Genomic DNA, 18,765 nt, shown 5'->3' with positions numbered 1-18,765 from the left:
TATTTCATTAATTCCGCAATATAATATACACTAAGTAAATAATGTAGGCGGCGACAAGCACGAATCCTTCCCACTTTCCAATTCTGAAGCTCGTTCTTGAGAAAACCAATAATATAATAGTTAGTACAATCATAAGAATGACATCAATAAATATTTTATTATTTGTTGCTAGTGGAGAAATAGTAGCCGAGCCACCAAGTACAAATAAAATGTTAAAAATATTACTCCCGACAATATTACCCAGCGCAATTTCACTTTCTTTTTTCAGTGCCGCAGAGATGGAAGTGACAAGTTCGGGAAGGGATGTTCCAATTGCAATAATCGTTAACCCCACCAATGCTTCACTCATACCGAGAGAATAAGCAATTTCTATACCGTTATCTACTACCAAATCCCCTCCAAATATAATTGCAGCCAATCCTAGTATGGTAATTAATATACTTTTACCCCACCTGATGTCCTCAGGAACTGGTTCGTCTGCTTTCTCTTTCCGACTTTTTAGGCCAATCTCAATTAAATAGTACATAAAGATGGAGAAGAACAATAAAAGAATAAATCCATCACTGCGTGTAAGTAAGTTGCTACTCGATCCTTGCAATGCAATATCACTCATAAGAATTAGCAATGCTACACTTGCGAGTAAGGTAAATGGGATTTCTTTTCTAATGGTCTCACTTTCAACTCTCAAAGGATATAAGAATGCTGTGACACCTACAATAAGGGTACTGTTAAGAATATTGCTTCCCACTGCGTTACCAAGTGCAACATCTGCATTTCCTTTCAGTGCTGCAATAATACTGATAGTCGCTTCCGGTGAACTTGTTCCAAAAGCCACAATAGTTAACCCGATTAAAATAGTTGGAACCCGGAGCAGTTTGGCAATATTGGAAGATCCGTTTACAAAGAGGTCGGCTCCTTTTATCAATAATGCAAAGCCGATAATCAATAAAATATAAGTCATTGTTTATTCTCCTTAACTCATTTAGTTTCTATTATTTTCTAATTACTATTAATACAATCTCTTAATTTGAAAAGAGGATAAGCACTATCTAACGCATTATTTAATGCGTTAACGATTTTATCACCTAAATCTATTTGGGATATGTAATACATAACAATTTCTTTATTGCGATTTCCCCAGTTAAAATTATGTACAATAGTCTCACCGACAAAAGCCTTATCATAAAAAGTTTTGTCGGTTAAATTATCTTCACAGATTTCAAAACCAATATGTGTATTATTCGCATCTCCACCCGCATGCCATACGCGGTGATTCCAGGGTAACGTTTGGTAAGTGGCAATCGATCCATCTTTTAACTTTCCGATAAAAGCATGAACACACCTGTCTGCCACCTGGTCGTGGCTGATTCCAGTGATTGTTGTATTGATTTTTTCCTAATAAACCATCATCTGGACCAACGTAACGCTTTAAATTCGGATTGTTTGCCCCTGTGCTATGAACCATAATTCCTTTTGGTGTGATTTTTCTTCCAGCCTAATAATTCATAAAATAAATTTCAATAATTCGTTTTCTTTCTGTATCTGCTGGTTTTATTGCCATAGATGGTATAACCCAAACCATCCCCACTTTCATCACGCCTTTAATTCTTCCTTCACTACATAATGTTTGAACTCTTCTTTTGGATATTCTCCAATACCACTGGAAAACCTTATTCTATCAACACTTCAACTCTTCCTATTCATCCACCCTAGACAATAATGCCACAATTTCACAGTGCATCGTATGCGGGAACATGTCGACCGGCTGGACTTCGATCGTTTTGTATCCACCGTCTTCTAATATGCGCAAATCTCGTGCGAGTGTTGCGGGATTGCATGAGACGTAGACGATTCGCTCCGGTTTCATGGTGATCATCGTTTGTAGCAATGATTCATCACAGCCTTTTCGAGGAGGATCGACGACGATACAGTCAGCTCGCACTCCTTGCTCGTACCATTTTGGGATGATGACTTCCGCCTCTCCGACCGCAAATTCAACGTTTGTTATGCCGTTTAGTTCAGCGTTTCGTTTCGCATCGGCAATCGCTTCAGGAACGATTTCGACCCCGTACACTTTTCTCGCGTTTTTTGCTAAAAAGAGTGAAATCGTTCCGATGCCACAATACGCATCAATGACTGTCTCCTTCCCAGTCAACTCCGCGTATTCCAACGCTTTTTCATACAGTACTTTCGTTTGCTCAGGGTTTACTTGATAAAAGGAGCGGGCAGAAATCGCAAACCGAATGTCGCCGATATAGTCATACATATATTCCGATCCCCAAAGCACACGCGTATGCTCTCCCATAATGACATTCGTCCGCTTCGGGTTTATGTTTTGCACAATGGACTTCACGTTCGGAACACGTTGTACAATGGCTTCAACAATTTTCTTTTTATGCGGCAACTCCTCGGTGCGTGTAATTAAAACGACCATCACTTCCTTTGTCGTTGCCCCATAGCGTGCCATAATGTGACGAAGCACACCTTTATGCGTCTGTTCATTGTAGGCTGGGATGTTATATTGCTCGCAAATTTGTTTGACGGTTTGCACGACGATATCATTCATTTCTTGTTGGATCAAACAGGCGTCCATGTCGATAATGTCGTGGCTACGCTCTTTATAAAAACCCGCCACAAGCCCACCTTCACGCTCACCGACAGGTACTTGCGCTTTGTTTCGATACCGCCACGGATCGTTCATGCCGAGGACAGGGTGAACGGTCGCATGTTCAATTTTCCCGATGCGAGCGAGCACTTCTTTGACATGTTTATGTTTTGCTTTCAGCTGTCCCTCGTAACGAATATGTTGCAGCTGACATCCACCGCATTGTTTATAAATAGGACACGCTGCATCAATGCGATCTTCACTTTTTTCATACAGTTCGATCAAACGACCGAAACCGTACCCTTTTTTTACTTTTACTACTTTCACTTTCGCTTTTTCGCCGGGTAAACCGTTTGGAACGAAAATTGGAAAACCATCGATTTTCGCCACCCCTGCCCCGTCGTGCGTTAAATCTTCAAATACGACGTCATAATATTCGTTTTTTGCTACTGGTGCTTCCATTTGTCTTTCCCCTTCCGCGAAATGCTGTCAAGATTGTAGCATAGTCGAACAAAAAAGAACAGGTTGCACTGCGATCCGAAAAGTAGACAGTATAAATTCAGTTAACGTGAAGGAATCAGAGTGATAAAACTCTGGTTCCTTTCCTTTTCTCGTCTTTTTCCTAGTGTCTCAGAACCCCGTGAAACTGTCAAGGAGAGCACTTGACAGCCCCACGGAGTTCTGAGGAGAGGTTGGTAAGACGAGAAGGAGGAAATATAGCCCACTGGTGCTCGTTGTTAACTAGCCTTTGCATATTGAGTCGGTGTCTGATAACGAAGAACACCTTGTATCCGTTGGTGGTTGTAATAGCGAATGTAATCATGGATAAGCTGTGTTGCCTCTTCCACACTTTTCGTACGTCGCAAGTCCTGTTCTATCTCTGTTTTAAGGTAGGAGAAAAAGCTTTCTATGCATGCGTTATCAAGCGCATTCGCTTTTCTCGACATACTTGGTGTGATTGAAAATGTATCCATCAGCGTTTTCCATCTTGTTGATCGATATGGCATTCCTTGATCGGAATGAAGAATTAAGGAATCATTGATGTATCTGATTTCTAACGCATACAATAGGGAATCTTCCACAAGTTGAACATCGTGTGTGGATGAAATTTGATGCCCGACAATTTCATTGTTGTGTAAATCCATAACGGCAGAAACAAATAGCTTTTTATCTTCCACGGCAATTTCCGTGACATCTGTGACCCATTTTTCATTCAAACGTGTCGTGGAAAAGTTTCTTTTTAATAGATTTTCATAAATATATCCAGCGGAAGTTGCCTTCTTCACTTTAGCGGGTTGTTTTCGTTTCATGCGAGATTGACATTTTAATCCTAATTCTCTCATTAGTCGACGTACAACTTTTTCACTTACAGGTAGTTGATATTGATTGTTTAACACTGCGTGAATTTTTCGATATCCATATCTCCCTTTATGTTCATGGAAAATCAAAGAGATGTATTCTTTTAATTGTTGGTCTTTCTTAGATTTCTTTTTTCTTCTTACCCTTTGTTTTCAAGTATTTATAGTAACCAGATTTTGAAATCTGTAGTTTTTCACATATTTTAACGACTGGATATTTTGTTTTGAGCTCGTCTACTACTTTGAACTTCGCTGTCTTCCCTCCTTTTTCAGAATTTGCAGATACTTTTTTAAAATTTCATTCTCCATCTCTAGTTCTCGTATAATAAAATCCTTGTCCATTTTAGGGTGATTTCTAACTTTTCGTTTTAGTCCTACTTCCCCGTACATTTCATACTGATCTATCCATTTATAAATATAGTCAGGATCTGTAATCTCAAGATGATGTGCAATGACTTTTACACTCTCTCCCGCCAAGGCTCTTTGAACGGCTTCCAGCTTCAATTCTGAAGAATAGCTTTTATAAGTTCTTTGTTTTTTCGACATGTTTATCGGCTCCTTCCTGTCTTCTGTATGGACATCTTTTTCCCGATTTATACATGTCTACTTTTAAAGGCTCACTCCAGGTTCACTCCCCTGTTCTCATTTGCTCAGCTTTTTCTTTCGGAACAAATACGTTCATATGGCGATATAAGTTAACAAATTCGCCCGGAAGCATGCCGCCATACTCCCCGTCTAAATTAAGCTGCATATTTTCTTCCGTGTACACTTTGACGCGGTTTGCTTTCGTATAAATGACGTGTGGGTCGTGAATATGTTCACCGCGCAAGGCGAGCGTTGCAATTTTAATAAATTCAGCTAAGCTCGTTTCTTTCAAAATGATTAAATCAAACATGCCGTCGTTTAACGATGAGTTTGGGGCTAATTTTTCAAAGCCGCCGACAGAGTTCGTAAGTGAAACGAGAAACAGCATGACAGCCCCTTCAAACATTTTTCCATCGTACTCGATTTTGACATGGACAGGGTGCAAGGAAGGAAGCATTTCAATTCCTTTTAAATAATAGGCGAGTTGACCAATCATCGTTTTCAATTTGCTTGGCACTTCGTACGTTAATTCCGTCAAACGTCCGCCACCGGCAATGTTAACAAAATAATGCGTCTTTCCTTCGTTCGTTACCGCCCCAATATCAATCGGCACCGCTTCTCCGTGAATGATCACATCACACGCGCCTTCAATCGAGCGCGGTACACCGATCGCGCGGGCGAAGTCGTTCGTCGTTCCGACTGGAATAATGCCAAGGTTTGGACGATATGACGCATCAGCTAGCCCATTTACGACCTCATTAATCGTTCCATCGCCACCTGCGGCAATAACAAGGTCAAATTCTCGCTCAACTGCTTTTCTTGCCGCCTCTGTCGCATCCCCTGCCCCTGTTGTCGCATGACATGACGTTTCATATCCTGCTTGTTCTAACCGAATCAGTACATCAGGCAAATGCTTTTTAAATACTTCCCTTCCCGACGTCGGATTATAAATAATACGTGCTCGTTTCATCCCCATCATCCTATTTATTTTATTTTCCCACTATTTAACATCATACCAGATTTTCATAATCATTGCAATGAACAAAAGAAAGCCGACTCAACGGAACCAGCTTACTTGAACATTTCATACCAAATTTTTATCACAGTCGCTACAATTAATACAAGCAAAATGTATTCGAGCACTTTTGTATTTAAGTTTGTAGAAAATAATGACTCCTCGCTTTTCCTAATCACTTCTATTTTTCTGATCTCATTTCTTCATTTTCACTCATTTTTCATCAACATTTGATATCATGAAAGAAAAAAGGTGATGAGGATGAAAGTGTTGCTTGCTGAAGACGATGTATATTTAGGTGAACTCATTGTCCATTTATTAAAGAAAAAAGGTGTCGAACATGTTGATTGGGTACAGGAAGGAGAAGATGCCTACGATTATGCCCTCGCTTCGTTTTATGATGTGATCATTTTAGATTGGATGTTGCCAAATGGCGATGGGGTGAGCGTATGTCAACGTTTAAGAAAACATGGTTATCACGGAGCGATTTTAATGTTAACCGCAAAAGATGCGGTTCAAGATCGTGTTGAAGGACTGGAAGCCGGAGCGGACGATTATTTAGTGAAACCGTTTGAAATCGACGAGCTTATGGCGCGGCTGAAAGCATTGTCCCGGCGCACGTTCGCACCGATTCAAGAAGAAATTGTTCGCTGGGGAGCGTTTGAGGTCAATCGTACAAGCCATACACTGTTGAAAGATGGTGAACAAATTATATTAACCCCACGTGAATTCCAACTACTTGATTTATTATTACAAAATAGAGGACGTGTTCTAACACGCGACATTATTCTTGATCGCATTTGGGGATACGATGCGGACGTATCGATGAAAACGATTGACGCAACCGTTAAGCTATTGCGTAAAAAAATTGGCGATGAACAACAACAACTCATTAAAACGGTGCGCGGGGTGGGATATACCATTGAAAAATAGTATACGATCTTTGTTTCATCATTCTGATATGTTTCGCCGCACACAATGGCGATTAACTGCCACATATAGCGGTATTCTCATCGCTTTTTTAGCCATCTTTATCGCGGTTGTTTCTTTTCTTATTCATACCGTTATTACAAATGACCAAGAGCGACGCATTCGAACGATCGCCGAACAAGAAGGTCAAACGATTGAAAACATGCTAGAAGAGCAATCGTTTATCGGGTGGTCTAGCGATCAAAATGTCATATTTTTAAGTGAAGATCAACTATTTTTTTACGTCATTGATACACGTGGACGATTGATGATGGGAGATGAAGTGAATAAAGGATTGCGGCCGCTGCTCCTTTCGACGCTTCAACCGTGGACACCAGAAAAAAACGAATTAAAATATGTAGAGATTCACGTCCCCCATCACCGCCATGAATTAAAACGCTTCCGTGCAGACACATTGAAAATATTAACTGTCGCTCGCCCGGTCATTGTTGAGCGGCAGCTCGTCGGTGTTTTATATGTCGGTATGGATGTGACAAGCATGTTTCGTTTGCTGAAATGGTCTACATTCATTTTATTAGGGCTCGGGGTGCTGTTTATTGCGGTGGCCGTCGCTTTTAGTTATTTTATGTCCAAACGAGCGCTCATCCCCATTCAAGATGCCTACAATCGGCAACGTCAATTTGTGGCGGACGCTTCCCATGAACTAAGAACCCCACTTAGCGTCATTTATTCATCTGTTGAAGCGTTGAAAATGGATGAGTCATTAACGTCCGATCCATTCAGCCAAAAAACAATTGAACGTCTAGGAGACGAAACGAAACGAATGACAAAGCTCATTAATAACCTTCTCACCCTTGCGCGTACAGACGATGCAAAGCTACAAATTGAAAGAAAACCGTTTGAACTACGTGCATGTGCAGAACGTACGTTACAGTCGTTACAAGAGCTTGCAAATAAAAAGAACATTACGCTTCAGTTTCATGCGTCTGAACAAATTGAATTTGTTGGAGACAAGGACAAATGTACACAGCTGTTGTACATTTTGCTTGATAATGCCATCAAATATACACCTGAAGGCGGAACAGTTTCCCTATCGTTAGCTCAACACGTAATAAAACAACGAAAAGTAGTAACCATCTCTGTGGCTGATACAGGTATTGGAATTGCTCCTGAGCATCTTCCCCGCATTTTTGACCGATTTTATCGTGCAGACAAAGCGCGGACACGACAAATTGGCGGACACGGACTTGGGCTTTCCATCGCAAAATGGATTGTCGAAGCACACGATGGAAACATTCAAGTACAGAGCGAAGTGGGAAAAGGAACGACATTCACGATCACTTTTCCAAATGATAAACGTGCATAAATATGTTGCACGTTTTTTCTTTTTCACCTAATTTTCTCTTTTCTCTTGTACAATTCAAACTGTAAATAACGAAGGAGGTGATAGATGTGAAAAAACGAACGGTTTTCTTCTTGATCGGTGGACTAGTTGTCATCGCCGTATTCGCGCACATCGCTACTTATTTCATGCACATCGGTTGGAGCGGACGAATGCCAGCAGAACACATGATGGGAATGGGTAAACATCATCGGGCGTTCGGTCATCACGGTCCACAAATGATGCGACCACACGGTATGCCAATGTTCGGATGGATTCTTTTCCTTCTTCAGCTGGCATTAGTCATCATCGGATGGATCGTTTGGAAAACGAAGCGCGGTGGTGGGAAGTGGATTGGCGGTGCGCTGATGGCAATTGGGCTCATTGCGCTTTTACCAAAAACGTTGCTCGCCGTCTTAGCGATCATTGCAGCGTACGTTTTACTAAGAAACAAAACAAAGCCGACACCTGAATTTGCACCATTTGTCTCACCTATTCAAAACGATAGCTTTTTAGATGAATGGGAAAAAACAATACAAAAGGAGGAAAAGTAATATGGGCATTTTTAAACGCGTAAAACATGTCGTTCTTGCCGACATACATGACATCATTGACAAATGCGAAGATCCGATTCGCATGACGAAACAGTACATTCGTGAACTAGAAGAACAACTTGAACAAGCACAACAAGCATTGGCACAACAGTTTGTGCTAGAACAAAAATATGAGCGTCTCATCGCAGATGCAGAAGAAATGATCGCAAAGCGGGCTCGCCAAGCAAAATTAGCTGTAGAAAAAAATGAAGAGCCGATCGCAAAGATGGCCCTTCAAGAAAAAATCGCCTATGAAAAAAAATTAGAGCTATATACGCAACAATACAACACATTAAAAGAAAAAACAACCGTTTTAACGGAAAAAGTGAAACAATTGTACGAAACGTACGAGCAATTAAAATTGAAACAAATGCAATTAATGACGCGCTTTTATGTCGCTGAAACGATGAAACAAATTGATGAATCGATCGCATCTTTCCGTTATGATCATGTCGTCAAAGGTTTTGCGCGCATGGAGGAAAAAGTGATGTTTCTTGAAGCGGAAGCAAAAGCTCGCTCGGTCATGCAAACGATCCCCCCCTCAATCGTTTGATGCGGAAGTCGAGCAACAATTGAAACAATTAAAAAAGGAATAATATAAAAGGTGTCCGCGGTTGGACACCTTTTATACGTCTATGTCGTCCATTCATCATGAATGATTCCAACAAGCTTCCATTGATCGTTTTCTTGTTCAATAAACAGCATGACACAAAACGAGAAAAAATTGAATGAGCAATAACATAAGCAAATCTACTTGTCGAATGTTTAAAGCCATCACCATTAACGTGCTGCCGACACCAATCACTGCTAAAATTGAACCAATGGTGTAATTAACAAACAATTTTCTCAACGTTTCTTTATACGTACGCACACCCGTCCCTCCTCCCTATTCTTTTCCCGTTATAACAAGAATGGTAGAAAATACGAGATGATCCTTTCTTTACATACCATTTATAAAAATTCTAAAAAATCAAACATAATATTTACAAATTATACAAAACAATTAAACTACATTAACATTCCCCCCCTATAATTGATTTTGTTAATACATAAACGTAGGAGGGAAAAACATGTCCGTTAAAAAAATGCTCGCACACACGCTGATTGCATCAGCTGTTCTCGCTTCGCCGCTTATTCCGGCGACAAAATGGAGCGTCGAAGCAAAAGCCGTCCAAAAACAACCTGTTCAAAAAACAAATTGGAGTGTAAACGGAACGGTGATGCCTATTTCTTCCACAACGGTTTCAGGTGGAAACTGGATCGTATCCGCTCCTGAGCTTTCTAAACTGCTAGGTGCTACGTATTCTTACGACAAAAAAACGAAAACGTATAAGATGACGAAGAAAGGGACAGTTGTTCAAGTCAAAGTACATGATAAAGTTGCTGCAGTGAACGGAAAAAAAGTAACGATGAACGTCGCACCTAAATTGATAAACAACGTCTTATACGTCCCAGCTGTAGCTGTTGTTCAGGCGTTCGGCGGACAGTTGCAAACAAATGCCAGCCCTATCCTTCTTTCTACAAACGGAAGCGTGAAAGCAACCAAAACAGCTGTTTCAATCGACGGACAAGCTGCTCAGCTACATGCGATCACAGTCGGTCAAAAAACGCTTTATTCTCTGTCTGATCTCGCAAAAGCATTTGGTGTGGCGATAAATGTCGATGGAAAATCGAAAACGATCACATTAAGCGGAAAAGGAAAGAAAGCTACTTTTCTTCTTCATCAACCAGGGTCGTCTGTCGTCAAAGTGAACGGAAACTTTTATGCTGACTTACATGGCACAGTGACGAAATTAGGCGGAGAAATCGAAAAAGGCGCTACTTTATTTATTGCAACGAACGGCTTTTTAAAAGGTTTAAACTTTAACCCACAATGGTTAAGCAATGAATACGTCATCGTTACAAATGAAAACGATGAGCCTGTATCAAAAGTTGTTCACATCCCTTCTCGCAAAGTGATAGCAACTATTGCAAGCGGAGATCTCTCTTTATCTCCTGATAAGAAAAAAGGCGCATATGTGGATGATAACGGCCAATTATTTATTGTTGATTTAGCTACAAAAAAAGCAACTGCACTAGGTACGGATGACGATGTAAAAGTCGAGCTAACATGGGCGCCAGACGGATCATCAATTTACTTTTTCAAAGGAAATAACAGCGACGTCATTGCATCAATGAACGCGCAAACTGGAGAAGTGACAAAAATTGTTGATGACAAAGTAAAATACAAATCCGACCTTCGTCTATCAGCGGACGGCACAAAACTGATATACATAGCCGCAAAGGAAGCGAAAGCGAATTATACAGATGAATCGAAAACAGAGATCGACACAATCGATACAACAGGCACGGAACCACAACTGTATGTCGTTGATTTAACATCGCAGCAAAAAACGCCAACAGCTGTGACGACAGATACAAATAACAAAACGTTTTCTTTCTTCGCCGGTGATGCGATCGTCTATTTAAGCGCAAACCCAGATGATGAAAACGAACTGCCTGCATTAAAAGCAATTGTTGGTGGCCAAGAAAGAAACATGGCAACAACGATGAATATTACTTACGTCGCCACAAAAGGAAACATCGTGTTTGTGTTAGTAGAAGAGAAAAACGGATCGTATTCTATTTATCGCGCTACTGCGCCACAAGCACAGTGGACACGCATATTCAACACAAAAACAACAATTACAGCGATTGCCCCTTCTCCATTCGGCAATGAAATAGCTGTCACTATCCCAACAGATGAAGGAGAAAAAATCGCTGTTTTAATAAATAACAAACTGATCGACATAACAAAATAAAAAGAGGTGGAAAAAGTGAAATCATTGTTTAAAAAATTATCTTTTGTCGCATTATCGTCCGCTTTATTACTCGGTTCTTCTCTCGGCGTAACAGAAAAAGCAGAAGCTTCACAAGTAACGGGAAAAGTGGTCGTAGCTGGATCATCTGCATTACTTCCGTTAACGCAACAAGCAGCGAAAGAATTTAAAAAAGCAAATCCGAAAGTATCGATCTCTGTTTCGGGTACAGCATCTATCGTTGGTCCGCAATCCGTCTCTAAAGGATCCGCAACGATCGGGGCTTGTGACTGGGATGCGACAAAGCCAGTACCTGGATTTAACGCGTTCAAAGGCTTGAAAGCTTATCCGATCGCGGTCATTCCTTTTGCAACAATCGTTCATAAAAGCAACCCAGTGAAAAACTTAACGACAAAACAACTGCAAGATATTTTCGCTGGTAAAATTACAAACTGGAAAGAAGTTGGCGGAAAAGATGAGCCGATTATCGTAATCAACCGCGTACACGGATCTGGAACACGCGTCAACTATCAAATGAAAGCTTTAAAAGGTTCAGCGTTTATGACAAAAGGAGAAAATTACAAAGAAGTGCAATCAAACGGTAACATGATTCAAGCGGTTGCTACAACTCCGAATGCGATCGGTTACACAGACCTTGCTTACATTAAAGGAGATATTAAAGCGGTAGCGTACAACGGTATCGCGCCAACGGTTCAAAACGTAACGAGCGGAAAATACCCTGTTTGGGGATACGGATACTTATTGACAAAAGGGGAAGCTACCGGAGCGAACAAAGCATTTATCCAATATATCCAAAGTAAAAAATTCCAACAAGGCTCGCTAAAAAAATTAAAATTTATTCCAATTACAGCGATGAAAAAATAACGATTTAGCCTCCTTTTATGAGGAGGCTTCTTTTATATAGATTCAAAGGAGGCAATTGACATGGCACTGCCTGCGTCAGAAGTTCGCGCACAACACGAACAACAAAAGAAAAAACAATGGTCAATGAAATATATGAAAAATAAGCTATTCCGCTACGTTTGTTTATTTAGTGCATTATTTCTCGGCATCGCTCTGTTTTCAATCGTCATTTTCATTAGCCAAACCGGGTTTCTCGTATTTAAAGACGTATCGTGGAAAGAGTTCTTTTTCTCTGCTACATGGGAGCCGTATGAAGGAAAATATGGCGCTGCCGTATTTATTGCCGGCACGCTATATTTAACTTTCTTAACACTGCTCATTTCTACTCCCATTGCATTAGCTGTTGCTATTTTTATTTCCGAAATTGCACCGAATTGGCTAAAAAATGTGATGCGTCCTATGCTCGACTTGCTCGTTGGTATTCCATCTATCGTGTACGGTTACTTAGGTTTAACTGTTTTATTGCCTTTCATTCGCGAAAAAACAGGGGCGCTCGTGGGAGACGGATTTTTAGCTGCTGCCCTTGTGTTAACGTTAATGATTTTACCAACGATTACTCGTATTTCTGACGATGCCATTTGTGCCGTTCCGAACTATTTACGTGAAGCTGGTTATGCTCTCGGGAGCACAAAGTTACAAGTCATTTCTCGCATCGTCCTTCCTGCCGCTCGCTCAGGCATTTTAACAGCGATCATTTTAGGCATGACGCGAGCAATCGGAGAAACGATGGCTGTCGTTATGGTCATTGGCAATACGGCGCAATTCGGTTGGGACTTAATCACTCCAACATCTGTTTTAACAAGTAATATCGTCATGCAAATTATTAACGTACAATTCCATTCTACGTGGAACTACGCCCTTTACATGATGGCATTTTTGTTATTGTTTATTTCGCTCGTTTTGATCGTTATTATTCGCAAACTTCGTCCAAAAGGAGAGTAACAAATGAAAGATTCGCTGTTTCATCACCATCGTAAAGCGATCACAAGCGCTATGTACACAAATCACTTGTTTCATATTTTCGTTACTATCGTTACCGCAACGACATTTCTGTTCATTATCGCGCTATTATATACGATTTTAGGAAAAGGTTTACCAAAGCTATCGATCGACTTCTTGTTCAAATTACCTGATGAATTAGAAGCGGGGGGTGGAATTGGTCCGTTTTTATTTAACTCTTTTTACGTTCTTATTTTATCTTTACTCTTATCTTTACCTATTGGCATCGGAGCTGGTATTTTTCTTGCGGAATATGCACCGAACAATCGTTTTACCGAGTTCGTGCGCACATGTATTGAAGGTTTAGCGTCCGTCCCTTCCATCGTCTTCGGTTTGTTTGGGTACGTCCTGTTTGTTGAGTATGTTGGCATCGGTTTAACGATCATTGGTGCTGCAATCACACTTGCGTTATTAAACTTGCCTGTACTCGCCCGCGTCACCGAAGAAGCTATTCAAGCTGTACCGAAAGACATTCGCGAAGCATCGCTCGCCCTCGGAGCGACGAAATCACAGACGGTGTTGAAAGTTGTACTGCCCGCTGCATTAAACGGTATTTTGACCGGCATTAGCCTCGTCGCGTGTCGCGCGTTTGGGGAATCTGCTATCATTATTTTAGCAGGCGGAACATCAACATCCGGATTTATGTGGGATTTTAACTTATTATCGCAAGGTGGAACGCTTCCTGTTCATTTATGGTATGTACAATCGGAAGCGCTCGTCCCAGACGCAAAAGAAATTGCGGAGAAATCAGCGGCCATTCTCGTTCTTATCGTTCTTATCATCAGCTTTACAGTTCGTCTGCCAATATGGATACAAACGCTCGTAGCAAAATTAAAAACAACCCCTCGCCAAAGTTAAGCGAGGGGTCTTATTTTAGTGCGCCGCATGACCAGATGTTAACACCCAAATCGAACCTGCGACAATGACGATCGCGACAAATACCGCATAAGCCATATTAATGACGTTCGTTTTTCCGTCTTCTCCTTCTGTTACGTGCATGAACATAAATAGTTGAAGACCGGCTTGAATGACCGCAAGTGAGCCAATGATCCACATCACAATTGTATATGATACGTTCATTTTCAACGCAACAAATACGGCGACAAACGTTAAAACTAACGAAAACAAAAATCCAACAACGTGACTAACGGGATATTTACTTTTATGTTCCATTTACGCCACCATCCCTTTTAAATAGACGAACGTAAGAATAAAGATCCAAACGACATCAAGGAAATGCCAATATAAGCTAATAATAAACATTTTTCTTGCGGTAACTGGCGTCAATCCACGTTGGAGCAACTGGATGATAAGCATGATTGCCCAAATGATCCCAAATGTAACGTGCGCTCCGTGTGTGCCAAGCAAAACGAAAAAGCTCGATAAGAACGCGCTCGTTTGCATCGTTGCTCCTTCATGCACATAATGAATAAACTCACGAATTTCCATAAATAAAAATCCTGCCCCTAATAAAAGGGTAATGACGAACCAAGTAAGCAGTTTTTTCATATCGCGTTGTCGCATGAAAAAGACTGCCAAACCGCATGTAAAACTACTTGTCAACAACAACAACGTTTGAATAAGCACATCATTCAGCTTAAAAATATCGCTTGGCGTTGGGCCACCGGCATAGCGGTGACCTAACACCCCATAAACAGCAAACAACGTCGCAAACAGCACAATTTCTGCCCCAAGAAAAATCCAAAAACCTAAAATATTTAATCGATTTTGTTCCGTCTGATATTCAAGTGGAAGCGAATGATTGACGTTAGCCGACATGGTTTTCCGTCCCCCCTTCTACATTTCTCCACGTGCGCTCTGTTTGTTTAATTTCATCGACGCTTACATAATACCCATCGTCATAGTCAAAGGAACGAACAATAAGCCCAACAACAATGCCAATCGCTGCTACAGCGGCGGCAATGTGCGCCTCAAAAACGAGGAAGAAACCTGTAATTCCAAACACAACCGCCATATAAAACGGTAAGCCTGAGTTGCTCGGCATATGAATTTTCTTTATGTCGCTTTCTTTTAACGTGAGCGTTTCACCGCGCTTTTTCATATGCCAAAACGCATCTAATTGTTTCACTTCTGGAACGACCGCAAAGTTATAAAACTGCACTGGTGATGCTGTCATCCACTCGAGCGTACGCGCATCCCATGGATCGTGGGATACATTGCGCTTCGCATAACGGAAGCTCCAATAAATGTTATAACAAAATACCGCAAAGCCGATCGCTAAAATGATCGAACCGATCGCAGAAACGAGAAATAGCGGCGCAAAACCTGATTCTGCTGAATACGTATACGCACGACGAACCGCCCCTTTTAAACCAAGGAAAAACATCGGCATAAATGTGACGTTAAATCCGATCGTAAACAACCAGAAATGATATTTTCCAAGTTTCTCGTTTAACATAAAACCAAACATTTTTGGCCACCAATAATACAATCCTGCAAACACCGCAAACACGACACCTGGAATTAACACGTAATGGAAGTGTGCGACTAAAAATAATGTGTTGTGATACTGATAGTCTGCAGCTGCCATCGCCAACATGACCCCCGTCACGCCACCGATGACGAAGTTAGGCACAAAGGCAAGCGCCCATAACATCGCTGTTGTAAATTGAATGCGTCCTTTTCGCATCGTAAATAGCCAGTTGAAAATTTTCACTCCGGTTGGAACAGCAATTAACATCGTTGTAATCGAGAAAAACGAGTTTACCGCAGGACCTGCATCCATTGTGTAAAAATGGTGCACCCATACGATCATACTTAAAAACGCAATGCCAACGATGGAAATAACCATAGACTTATATCCATATAACGTTTTACGTGAAAACGTCGCAATGACTTCTGAGAAAATTCCAAACGCAGGCAAAATGACGATATACACTTCAGGATGTGCCCAAAGCCAGAACAAGTTTGCCCAAAGCATATCACTTCCGCCTGAAGAAAGTGTAAAGAAATGTGTTCCATACAAGCGGTCAAACGTCATTAATGCTAAGGCAACTGTAAAAATCGGGAACGCCGCGACAATAATGATTGACGTAATGAGTGTTGTCCATGTAAACATCGGCATTTTCATTAATGTCATGCCCGGTGCACGCATTTTTAAAATTGTAACAATAAAGTTAATCCCCGTCATTAACGTCCCAAGACCTGCAATTTGTAATGCAATCGCATAGTAGTTATTCCCGATGCCTGGGCTAAATTCTTTTCCTGCAAGTGGGAAGTATGATGTCCACCCTGCATCTGGTGACCCTCCAACAACGAACGAAATGTTAAATAACATCGCCCCGCTAAAAAACAACCAAAAGCTAAGCGCGTTCAACTGTGGAAAGGCAACATCGCGCGCACCGATTTGCAACGGAACGACGACGTTCATTAAACCGATCAAAAGGGGCATCGCCATAAATAAAATCATAATGACGCCATGGGTTGTAAAAATTTCATTGTAATGTTGGGCATCCAAAAAGTTCATTTCCGGCCTTGCCGTTTGCGCCTTCATTAACAATCCATCTATACCACCGCGGAAAAACATGAGTACACCTGATACAATGTACATAATCCCAATTTTTTTATGATCTACTGTCGTTAGCCATTCACGCCATAGCCAACCCCATTTTTTAAAGTACGTCAAGCCAACAACAATTGCCACAACTGTCAATACAATCGCAATTTGTGAACCGACAAGAAGCGGATCGCCACCAACGAGTATTTCATTCCACTTAATGCCCACGATGTTCACCCCCGCTATTACTATCTAAAGTTTGTTGTTCATCTTCGTTATAAATAGTTGATGCTCTTTTATAGTGATCGTCACGAATAAAAATTTTCCCTTGATATCCGTGTCCACGATATAACTCCGGATGTGTATATGTCTTTGAATGTGGATCGGCATGATCGACCCATTGTAAGTGTGTACCAATAAAAGTCAATCTTCCTAAATGTGTAGGTAGCAACAATTCTTCATACTTCTCTTTTGTTAATGTCGGAGCAGTTCGTTTCACTTCTTGCACCCATTTTTCAAACTCTTTCGGCGTTTGTGCTAACACTTCAAATTGCATATGCGCATACCCTCGTCCGTTAAAGTTTGTATTTCTTCCTTCGTACGAACCAGGACGTTCCGCAACAACGTACAATTCTGTCTCCATTTTGTTCATCGTATATTTTTGTCCCGCTAACGCAGGCACCCAAAATGACTGCATAGTCGATGCGGAAGTCATTTTAAATAACACGAGACGATTGGCAGGAATATTGACGTAGTTCACTGTTTCAATATTTTGCTCTGGGTAGCTAAAAATCCATTTCCAATCCGCTGATGTCACGTGAATAACAAGCGGATCTTGATCTTCGTACCCCTTCGGAGGCTTTTCTAAATCATATAATGTTCTCACAGTTGGGATCGTTAACGCAACAACGATAAGAATCGGAATAACTGTCCATACAATTTCAAGCACCACATTCCCGTGCTCCTCAGGAGGCTCCTCCCCTTGACGCTCAGGTCGATCTCGATATTTCCACACGATATAAGCAAACAAGGCAAATACAACGACAACAACAAGAAGCATCCACCAAATCGACCAAGTAATGAGCTCCATGATGCTTCGAGCAGCTGGTCCTTGTGGCTGAAAAACAACCATCTCACAGCCCCCAAGAAGCGGAAGCAGTCCCGCAATTAAGAAGACAAATAAACGCTTCACCTTTCTTCACCTCAACAAAATTGTGATTCATTGAACAAGGAAGTAAATACGAAACGAGCGACATTTATTTAGCTTTGTAGTATTAACACTATCGAAATGATTTTAACATGTACCGTAAAAATAATTGTGACGAAAAAAGGAAGGAAGAAACTGCATTGAGGGGGAAACGAAAAGCAAAATCATTGACAAAAAGAAAAACACTTTTCTCGACATCAAAAATCGTGCGAGAAAAGCGCTATCTTTTATATAATACATGGAAATACAAAAAGAAATAGGTTGTCCATTTGAAATTTTGTCACATTTTCGTTAAATTTTTTTCGAAATTTGTTCAAATTTATTTCCAAAAACAAAAAATACCCATGAAAAATACTTTTTCATCTCAACAGCTTCCGCACCCACTTGAGCGCATTTGGAAAGTTTGGATAAAACGAACACTAAATGCAAGGAGTTTATTCGCCATCCCCGGAATAATGACGGTTTTATTGTTCATTACTCCTTTTTTTAAATGTTTAAAAACTTAAACATTAAAATGAAAAAGTTGGCCTTTAGCATATCTAAAGGCACTCCTTCTCGACAGCATGGATCAAATCTTTCAATAATTCAACAGCTTTTTCGATAGATAATACATAGTATCTCAATGTCCCTTTTTGTTCTACCGACACTAATCCTTGGTCGCGCAAAATTTTCAAATGGTGGGAAATCGCTGGACGCGATAAACTTGACCTTTCCCTGAACCTCCCGATGGCTAAAGCCACGGGGTTCTTGTGTACAAAAGGGTTTCTCGTACACCTGCGTGTAGAACTCACCCTTGTTCCACAAGACTTTCATGGGCAAACACCTTACTGGTGCTTATCGCCCTGTGCGCCCG

General features: G+C 40.9%; 18 protein-coding genes and 2 pseudogenes. 8 read left to right on the top strand and 12 right to left on the bottom strand.

Annotation, left to right across the window (positions count from 1 at the left end; genetic code table 11):
* Positions 1 to 7 precede the first annotated feature (7 nt).
* From BM213_RS10015 to BM213_RS09985, 6 genes and pseudogenes are all read right to left on the bottom strand, one after another.
* Positions 8 to 961: a calcium/sodium antiporter gene (locus BM213_RS10015; protein WP_091703656.1), complete on the bottom strand. Its 954-nt coding sequence runs from the start codon at positions 959 to 961 to the stop codon at positions 8 to 10.
* A 38-nt stretch (positions 962 to 999) separates the two neighbouring features.
* Positions 1,000 to 1,353: a peptidoglycan recognition protein family protein gene (locus tag BM213_RS15305; protein WP_244149250.1), complete on the bottom strand. Its 354-nt coding sequence runs from the start codon at positions 1,351 to 1,353 to the stop codon at positions 1,000 to 1,002.
* A gap of 343 nt (positions 1,354 to 1,696) precedes the next feature.
* Positions 1,697 to 3,067 carry a 23S rRNA (uracil(1939)-C(5))-methyltransferase RlmD gene (rlmD, locus tag BM213_RS10000; protein WP_091703651.1) on the bottom strand — a complete coding sequence of 457 codons (1,371 nt, stop codon included), beginning with the start codon at positions 3,065 to 3,067 and terminating at the stop codon, positions 1,697 to 1,699.
* A 275-nt stretch (positions 3,068 to 3,342) separates the two neighbouring features.
* A pseudogene (locus tag BM213_RS09995) lies at positions 3,343 to 4,092 on the bottom strand (IS3 family transposase); the annotation flags it as partial.
* Positions 4,093 to 4,200: 108 nt separating this feature from the next.
* Complete coding sequence (locus BM213_RS09990; protein WP_244149249.1) at positions 4,201 to 4,509, bottom strand: helix-turn-helix domain-containing protein; 309 nt, start codon at positions 4,507 to 4,509, stop codon at positions 4,201 to 4,203.
* Between the two features lie 82 nt (positions 4,510 to 4,591).
* Positions 4,592 to 5,518 (bottom strand): diacylglycerol kinase, encoded by a 927-nt coding sequence (locus tag BM213_RS09985; RefSeq protein ID WP_091703643.1) that lies wholly within the window; start codon positions 5,516 to 5,518, stop codon positions 4,592 to 4,594.
* Positions 5,519 to 5,824: 306 nt separating this feature from the next.
* On the opposite strand from BM213_RS09985, the gene BM213_RS09980 reads away from it, so the two are divergent.
* The 4 genes from BM213_RS09980 (at position 5,825) to BM213_RS09965 (ending at position 9,020) form a co-directional block, all read left to right on the top strand.
* On the top strand, positions 5,825 to 6,496 hold the full coding sequence (locus BM213_RS09980) for a response regulator transcription factor (RefSeq protein WP_077429420.1): 672 nt from the start codon (positions 5,825 to 5,827) through the stop codon (positions 6,494 to 6,496).
* Complete coding sequence (locus BM213_RS09975; RefSeq protein ID WP_091703641.1) at positions 6,486 to 7,859, top strand: sensor histidine kinase; 1,374 nt, start codon at positions 6,486 to 6,488, stop codon at positions 7,857 to 7,859. The genes BM213_RS09980 and BM213_RS09975 overlap by 11 nt, the downstream gene beginning before the upstream one ends.
* A gap of 86 nt (positions 7,860 to 7,945) precedes the next feature.
* The gene (locus tag BM213_RS09970) at positions 7,946 to 8,428 is read left to right on the top strand and encodes a hypothetical protein (protein ID WP_077429418.1); all 483 of its coding nucleotides are present in this window, start codon (positions 7,946 to 7,948) and stop codon (positions 8,426 to 8,428) included.
* A gap of 1 nt (position 8,429) precedes the next feature.
* Positions 8,430 to 9,020: a PspA/IM30 family protein gene (locus BM213_RS09965; RefSeq protein ID WP_425265926.1), complete on the top strand. Its 591-nt coding sequence runs from the start codon at positions 8,430 to 8,432 to the stop codon at positions 9,018 to 9,020.
* A gap of 138 nt (positions 9,021 to 9,158) precedes the next feature.
* Here BM213_RS09965 and BM213_RS09960 read toward each other — a convergent pair whose 3' ends face one another.
* A complete protein-coding gene (locus tag BM213_RS09960) occupies positions 9,159 to 9,338 on the bottom strand; it encodes a hypothetical protein (RefSeq protein ID WP_244149248.1) in 180 nt (59 codons plus the stop codon).
* A 199-nt stretch (positions 9,339 to 9,537) separates the two neighbouring features.
* Between BM213_RS09960 and BM213_RS09955 the strand changes: the two genes are divergently transcribed.
* From BM213_RS09955 to pstA, 4 genes are read left to right on the top strand one after another with little or no spacing between them, the layout of a single operon-like run.
* Complete coding sequence (locus BM213_RS09955) at positions 9,538 to 11,268, top strand: stalk domain-containing protein (RefSeq protein WP_091703638.1); 1,731 nt, start codon at positions 9,538 to 9,540, stop codon at positions 11,266 to 11,268.
* Between the two features lie 15 nt (positions 11,269 to 11,283).
* Positions 11,284 to 12,150 (top strand): phosphate ABC transporter substrate-binding protein, encoded by an 867-nt coding sequence (locus tag BM213_RS09950; protein ID WP_091703635.1) that lies wholly within the window; start codon positions 11,284 to 11,286, stop codon positions 12,148 to 12,150.
* A 60-nt stretch (positions 12,151 to 12,210) separates the two neighbouring features.
* Positions 12,211 to 13,131, top strand: coding sequence for a phosphate ABC transporter permease subunit PstC (pstC, locus tag BM213_RS09945; RefSeq protein ID WP_091703632.1), 921 nt, complete (start codon positions 12,211 to 12,213; stop codon positions 13,129 to 13,131).
* Positions 13,132 to 13,182: 51 nt separating this feature from the next.
* Positions 13,183 to 14,046, top strand: a complete 864-nt coding sequence (pstA, locus tag BM213_RS09940; RefSeq protein WP_244149252.1) for a phosphate ABC transporter permease PstA — start codon at positions 13,183 to 13,185, stop codon at positions 14,044 to 14,046.
* A 15-nt stretch (positions 14,047 to 14,061) separates the two neighbouring features.
* On the opposite strand, the gene qoxD is transcribed toward pstA, so the two are convergent.
* The 5 genes and pseudogenes from qoxD to BM213_RS09915 all read right to left on the bottom strand — a co-directional run.
* The gene (qoxD, locus tag BM213_RS09935; protein WP_091703627.1) at positions 14,062 to 14,361 is read right to left on the bottom strand and encodes a cytochrome aa3 quinol oxidase subunit IV; all 300 of its coding nucleotides are present in this window, start codon (positions 14,359 to 14,361) and stop codon (positions 14,062 to 14,064) included.
* Positions 14,362 to 14,967, bottom strand: a complete 606-nt coding sequence (gene qoxC / locus BM213_RS09930) for a cytochrome aa3 quinol oxidase subunit III (RefSeq protein WP_091703624.1) — start codon at positions 14,965 to 14,967, stop codon at positions 14,362 to 14,364. It abuts the gene before it with no gap.
* On the bottom strand, positions 14,957 to 16,933 hold the full coding sequence (gene qoxB / locus BM213_RS09925) for a cytochrome aa3 quinol oxidase subunit I (protein ID WP_091703621.1): 1,977 nt from the start codon (positions 16,931 to 16,933) through the stop codon (positions 14,957 to 14,959). Before qoxB ends, qoxC begins: the two co-directional genes overlap by 11 nt.
* Complete coding sequence (qoxA, locus tag BM213_RS09920; RefSeq protein ID WP_091703619.1) at positions 16,923 to 17,897, bottom strand: cytochrome aa3 quinol oxidase subunit II; 975 nt, start codon at positions 17,895 to 17,897, stop codon at positions 16,923 to 16,925. The genes qoxB and qoxA overlap by 11 nt, the downstream gene beginning before the upstream one ends.
* Before the next feature lie 554 nt (positions 17,898 to 18,451).
* A pseudogene (locus BM213_RS09915) lies at positions 18,452 to 18,622 on the bottom strand (ArsR family transcriptional regulator); the annotation flags it as partial.
* Positions 18,623 to 18,765: the final 143 nt, after the last annotated feature.

The sequence above is a fragment of the Anoxybacillus pushchinoensis genome, assembly GCF_900111795.1.
Classification (GTDB): Bacteria; Bacillota; Bacilli; order Bacillales; family Anoxybacillaceae; genus Anoxybacillus; species Anoxybacillus pushchinoensis.
Note: the sequence above shows the minus strand (reverse complement) of the source record. Positions and strands in the feature narration are given on the sequence as shown.

Excerpts from the sequence above, each read along its gene's own strand:
- BM213_RS09985 (WP_091703643.1), bottom strand. The coding sequence starts at position 5,518 with ATGAAACGAGCACGTATTATTTATAATCCGACGTCGGGAAGGGAAGTA.
- BM213_RS09990 (WP_244149249.1), bottom strand. The coding sequence starts at position 4,509 with ATGTCGAAAAAACAAAGAACTTATAAAAGCTATTCTTCAGAATTGAAG.
- BM213_RS09965 (WP_425265926.1), top strand. The coding sequence starts at position 8,430 with ATGGGCATTTTTAAACGCGTAAAACATGTCGTTCTTGCCGACATACAT.
- pstC (WP_091703632.1), top strand. The coding sequence starts at position 12,211 with ATGGCACTGCCTGCGTCAGAAGTTCGCGCACAACACGAACAACAAAAG.
- BM213_RS10015 (WP_091703656.1), bottom strand. The coding sequence starts at position 961 with ATGACTTATATTTTATTGATTATCGGCTTTGCATTATTGATAAAAGGA.
- pstA (WP_244149252.1), top strand. The coding sequence starts at position 13,183 with ATGTACACAAATCACTTGTTTCATATTTTCGTTACTATCGTTACCGCA.
- BM213_RS09955 (WP_091703638.1), top strand. The coding sequence starts at position 9,538 with ATGTCCGTTAAAAAAATGCTCGCACACACGCTGATTGCATCAGCTGTT.
- qoxD (WP_091703627.1), bottom strand. The coding sequence starts at position 14,361 with ATGGAACATAAAAGTAAATATCCCGTTAGTCACGTTGTTGGATTTTTG.
- rlmD (WP_091703651.1), bottom strand. The coding sequence starts at position 3,067 with ATGGAAGCACCAGTAGCAAAAAACGAATATTATGACGTCGTATTTGAA.
- BM213_RS09980 (WP_077429420.1), top strand. The coding sequence starts at position 5,825 with ATGAAAGTGTTGCTTGCTGAAGACGATGTATATTTAGGTGAACTCATT.
- qoxC (WP_091703624.1), bottom strand. The coding sequence starts at position 14,967 with ATGTCGGCTAACGTCAATCATTCGCTTCCACTTGAATATCAGACGGAA.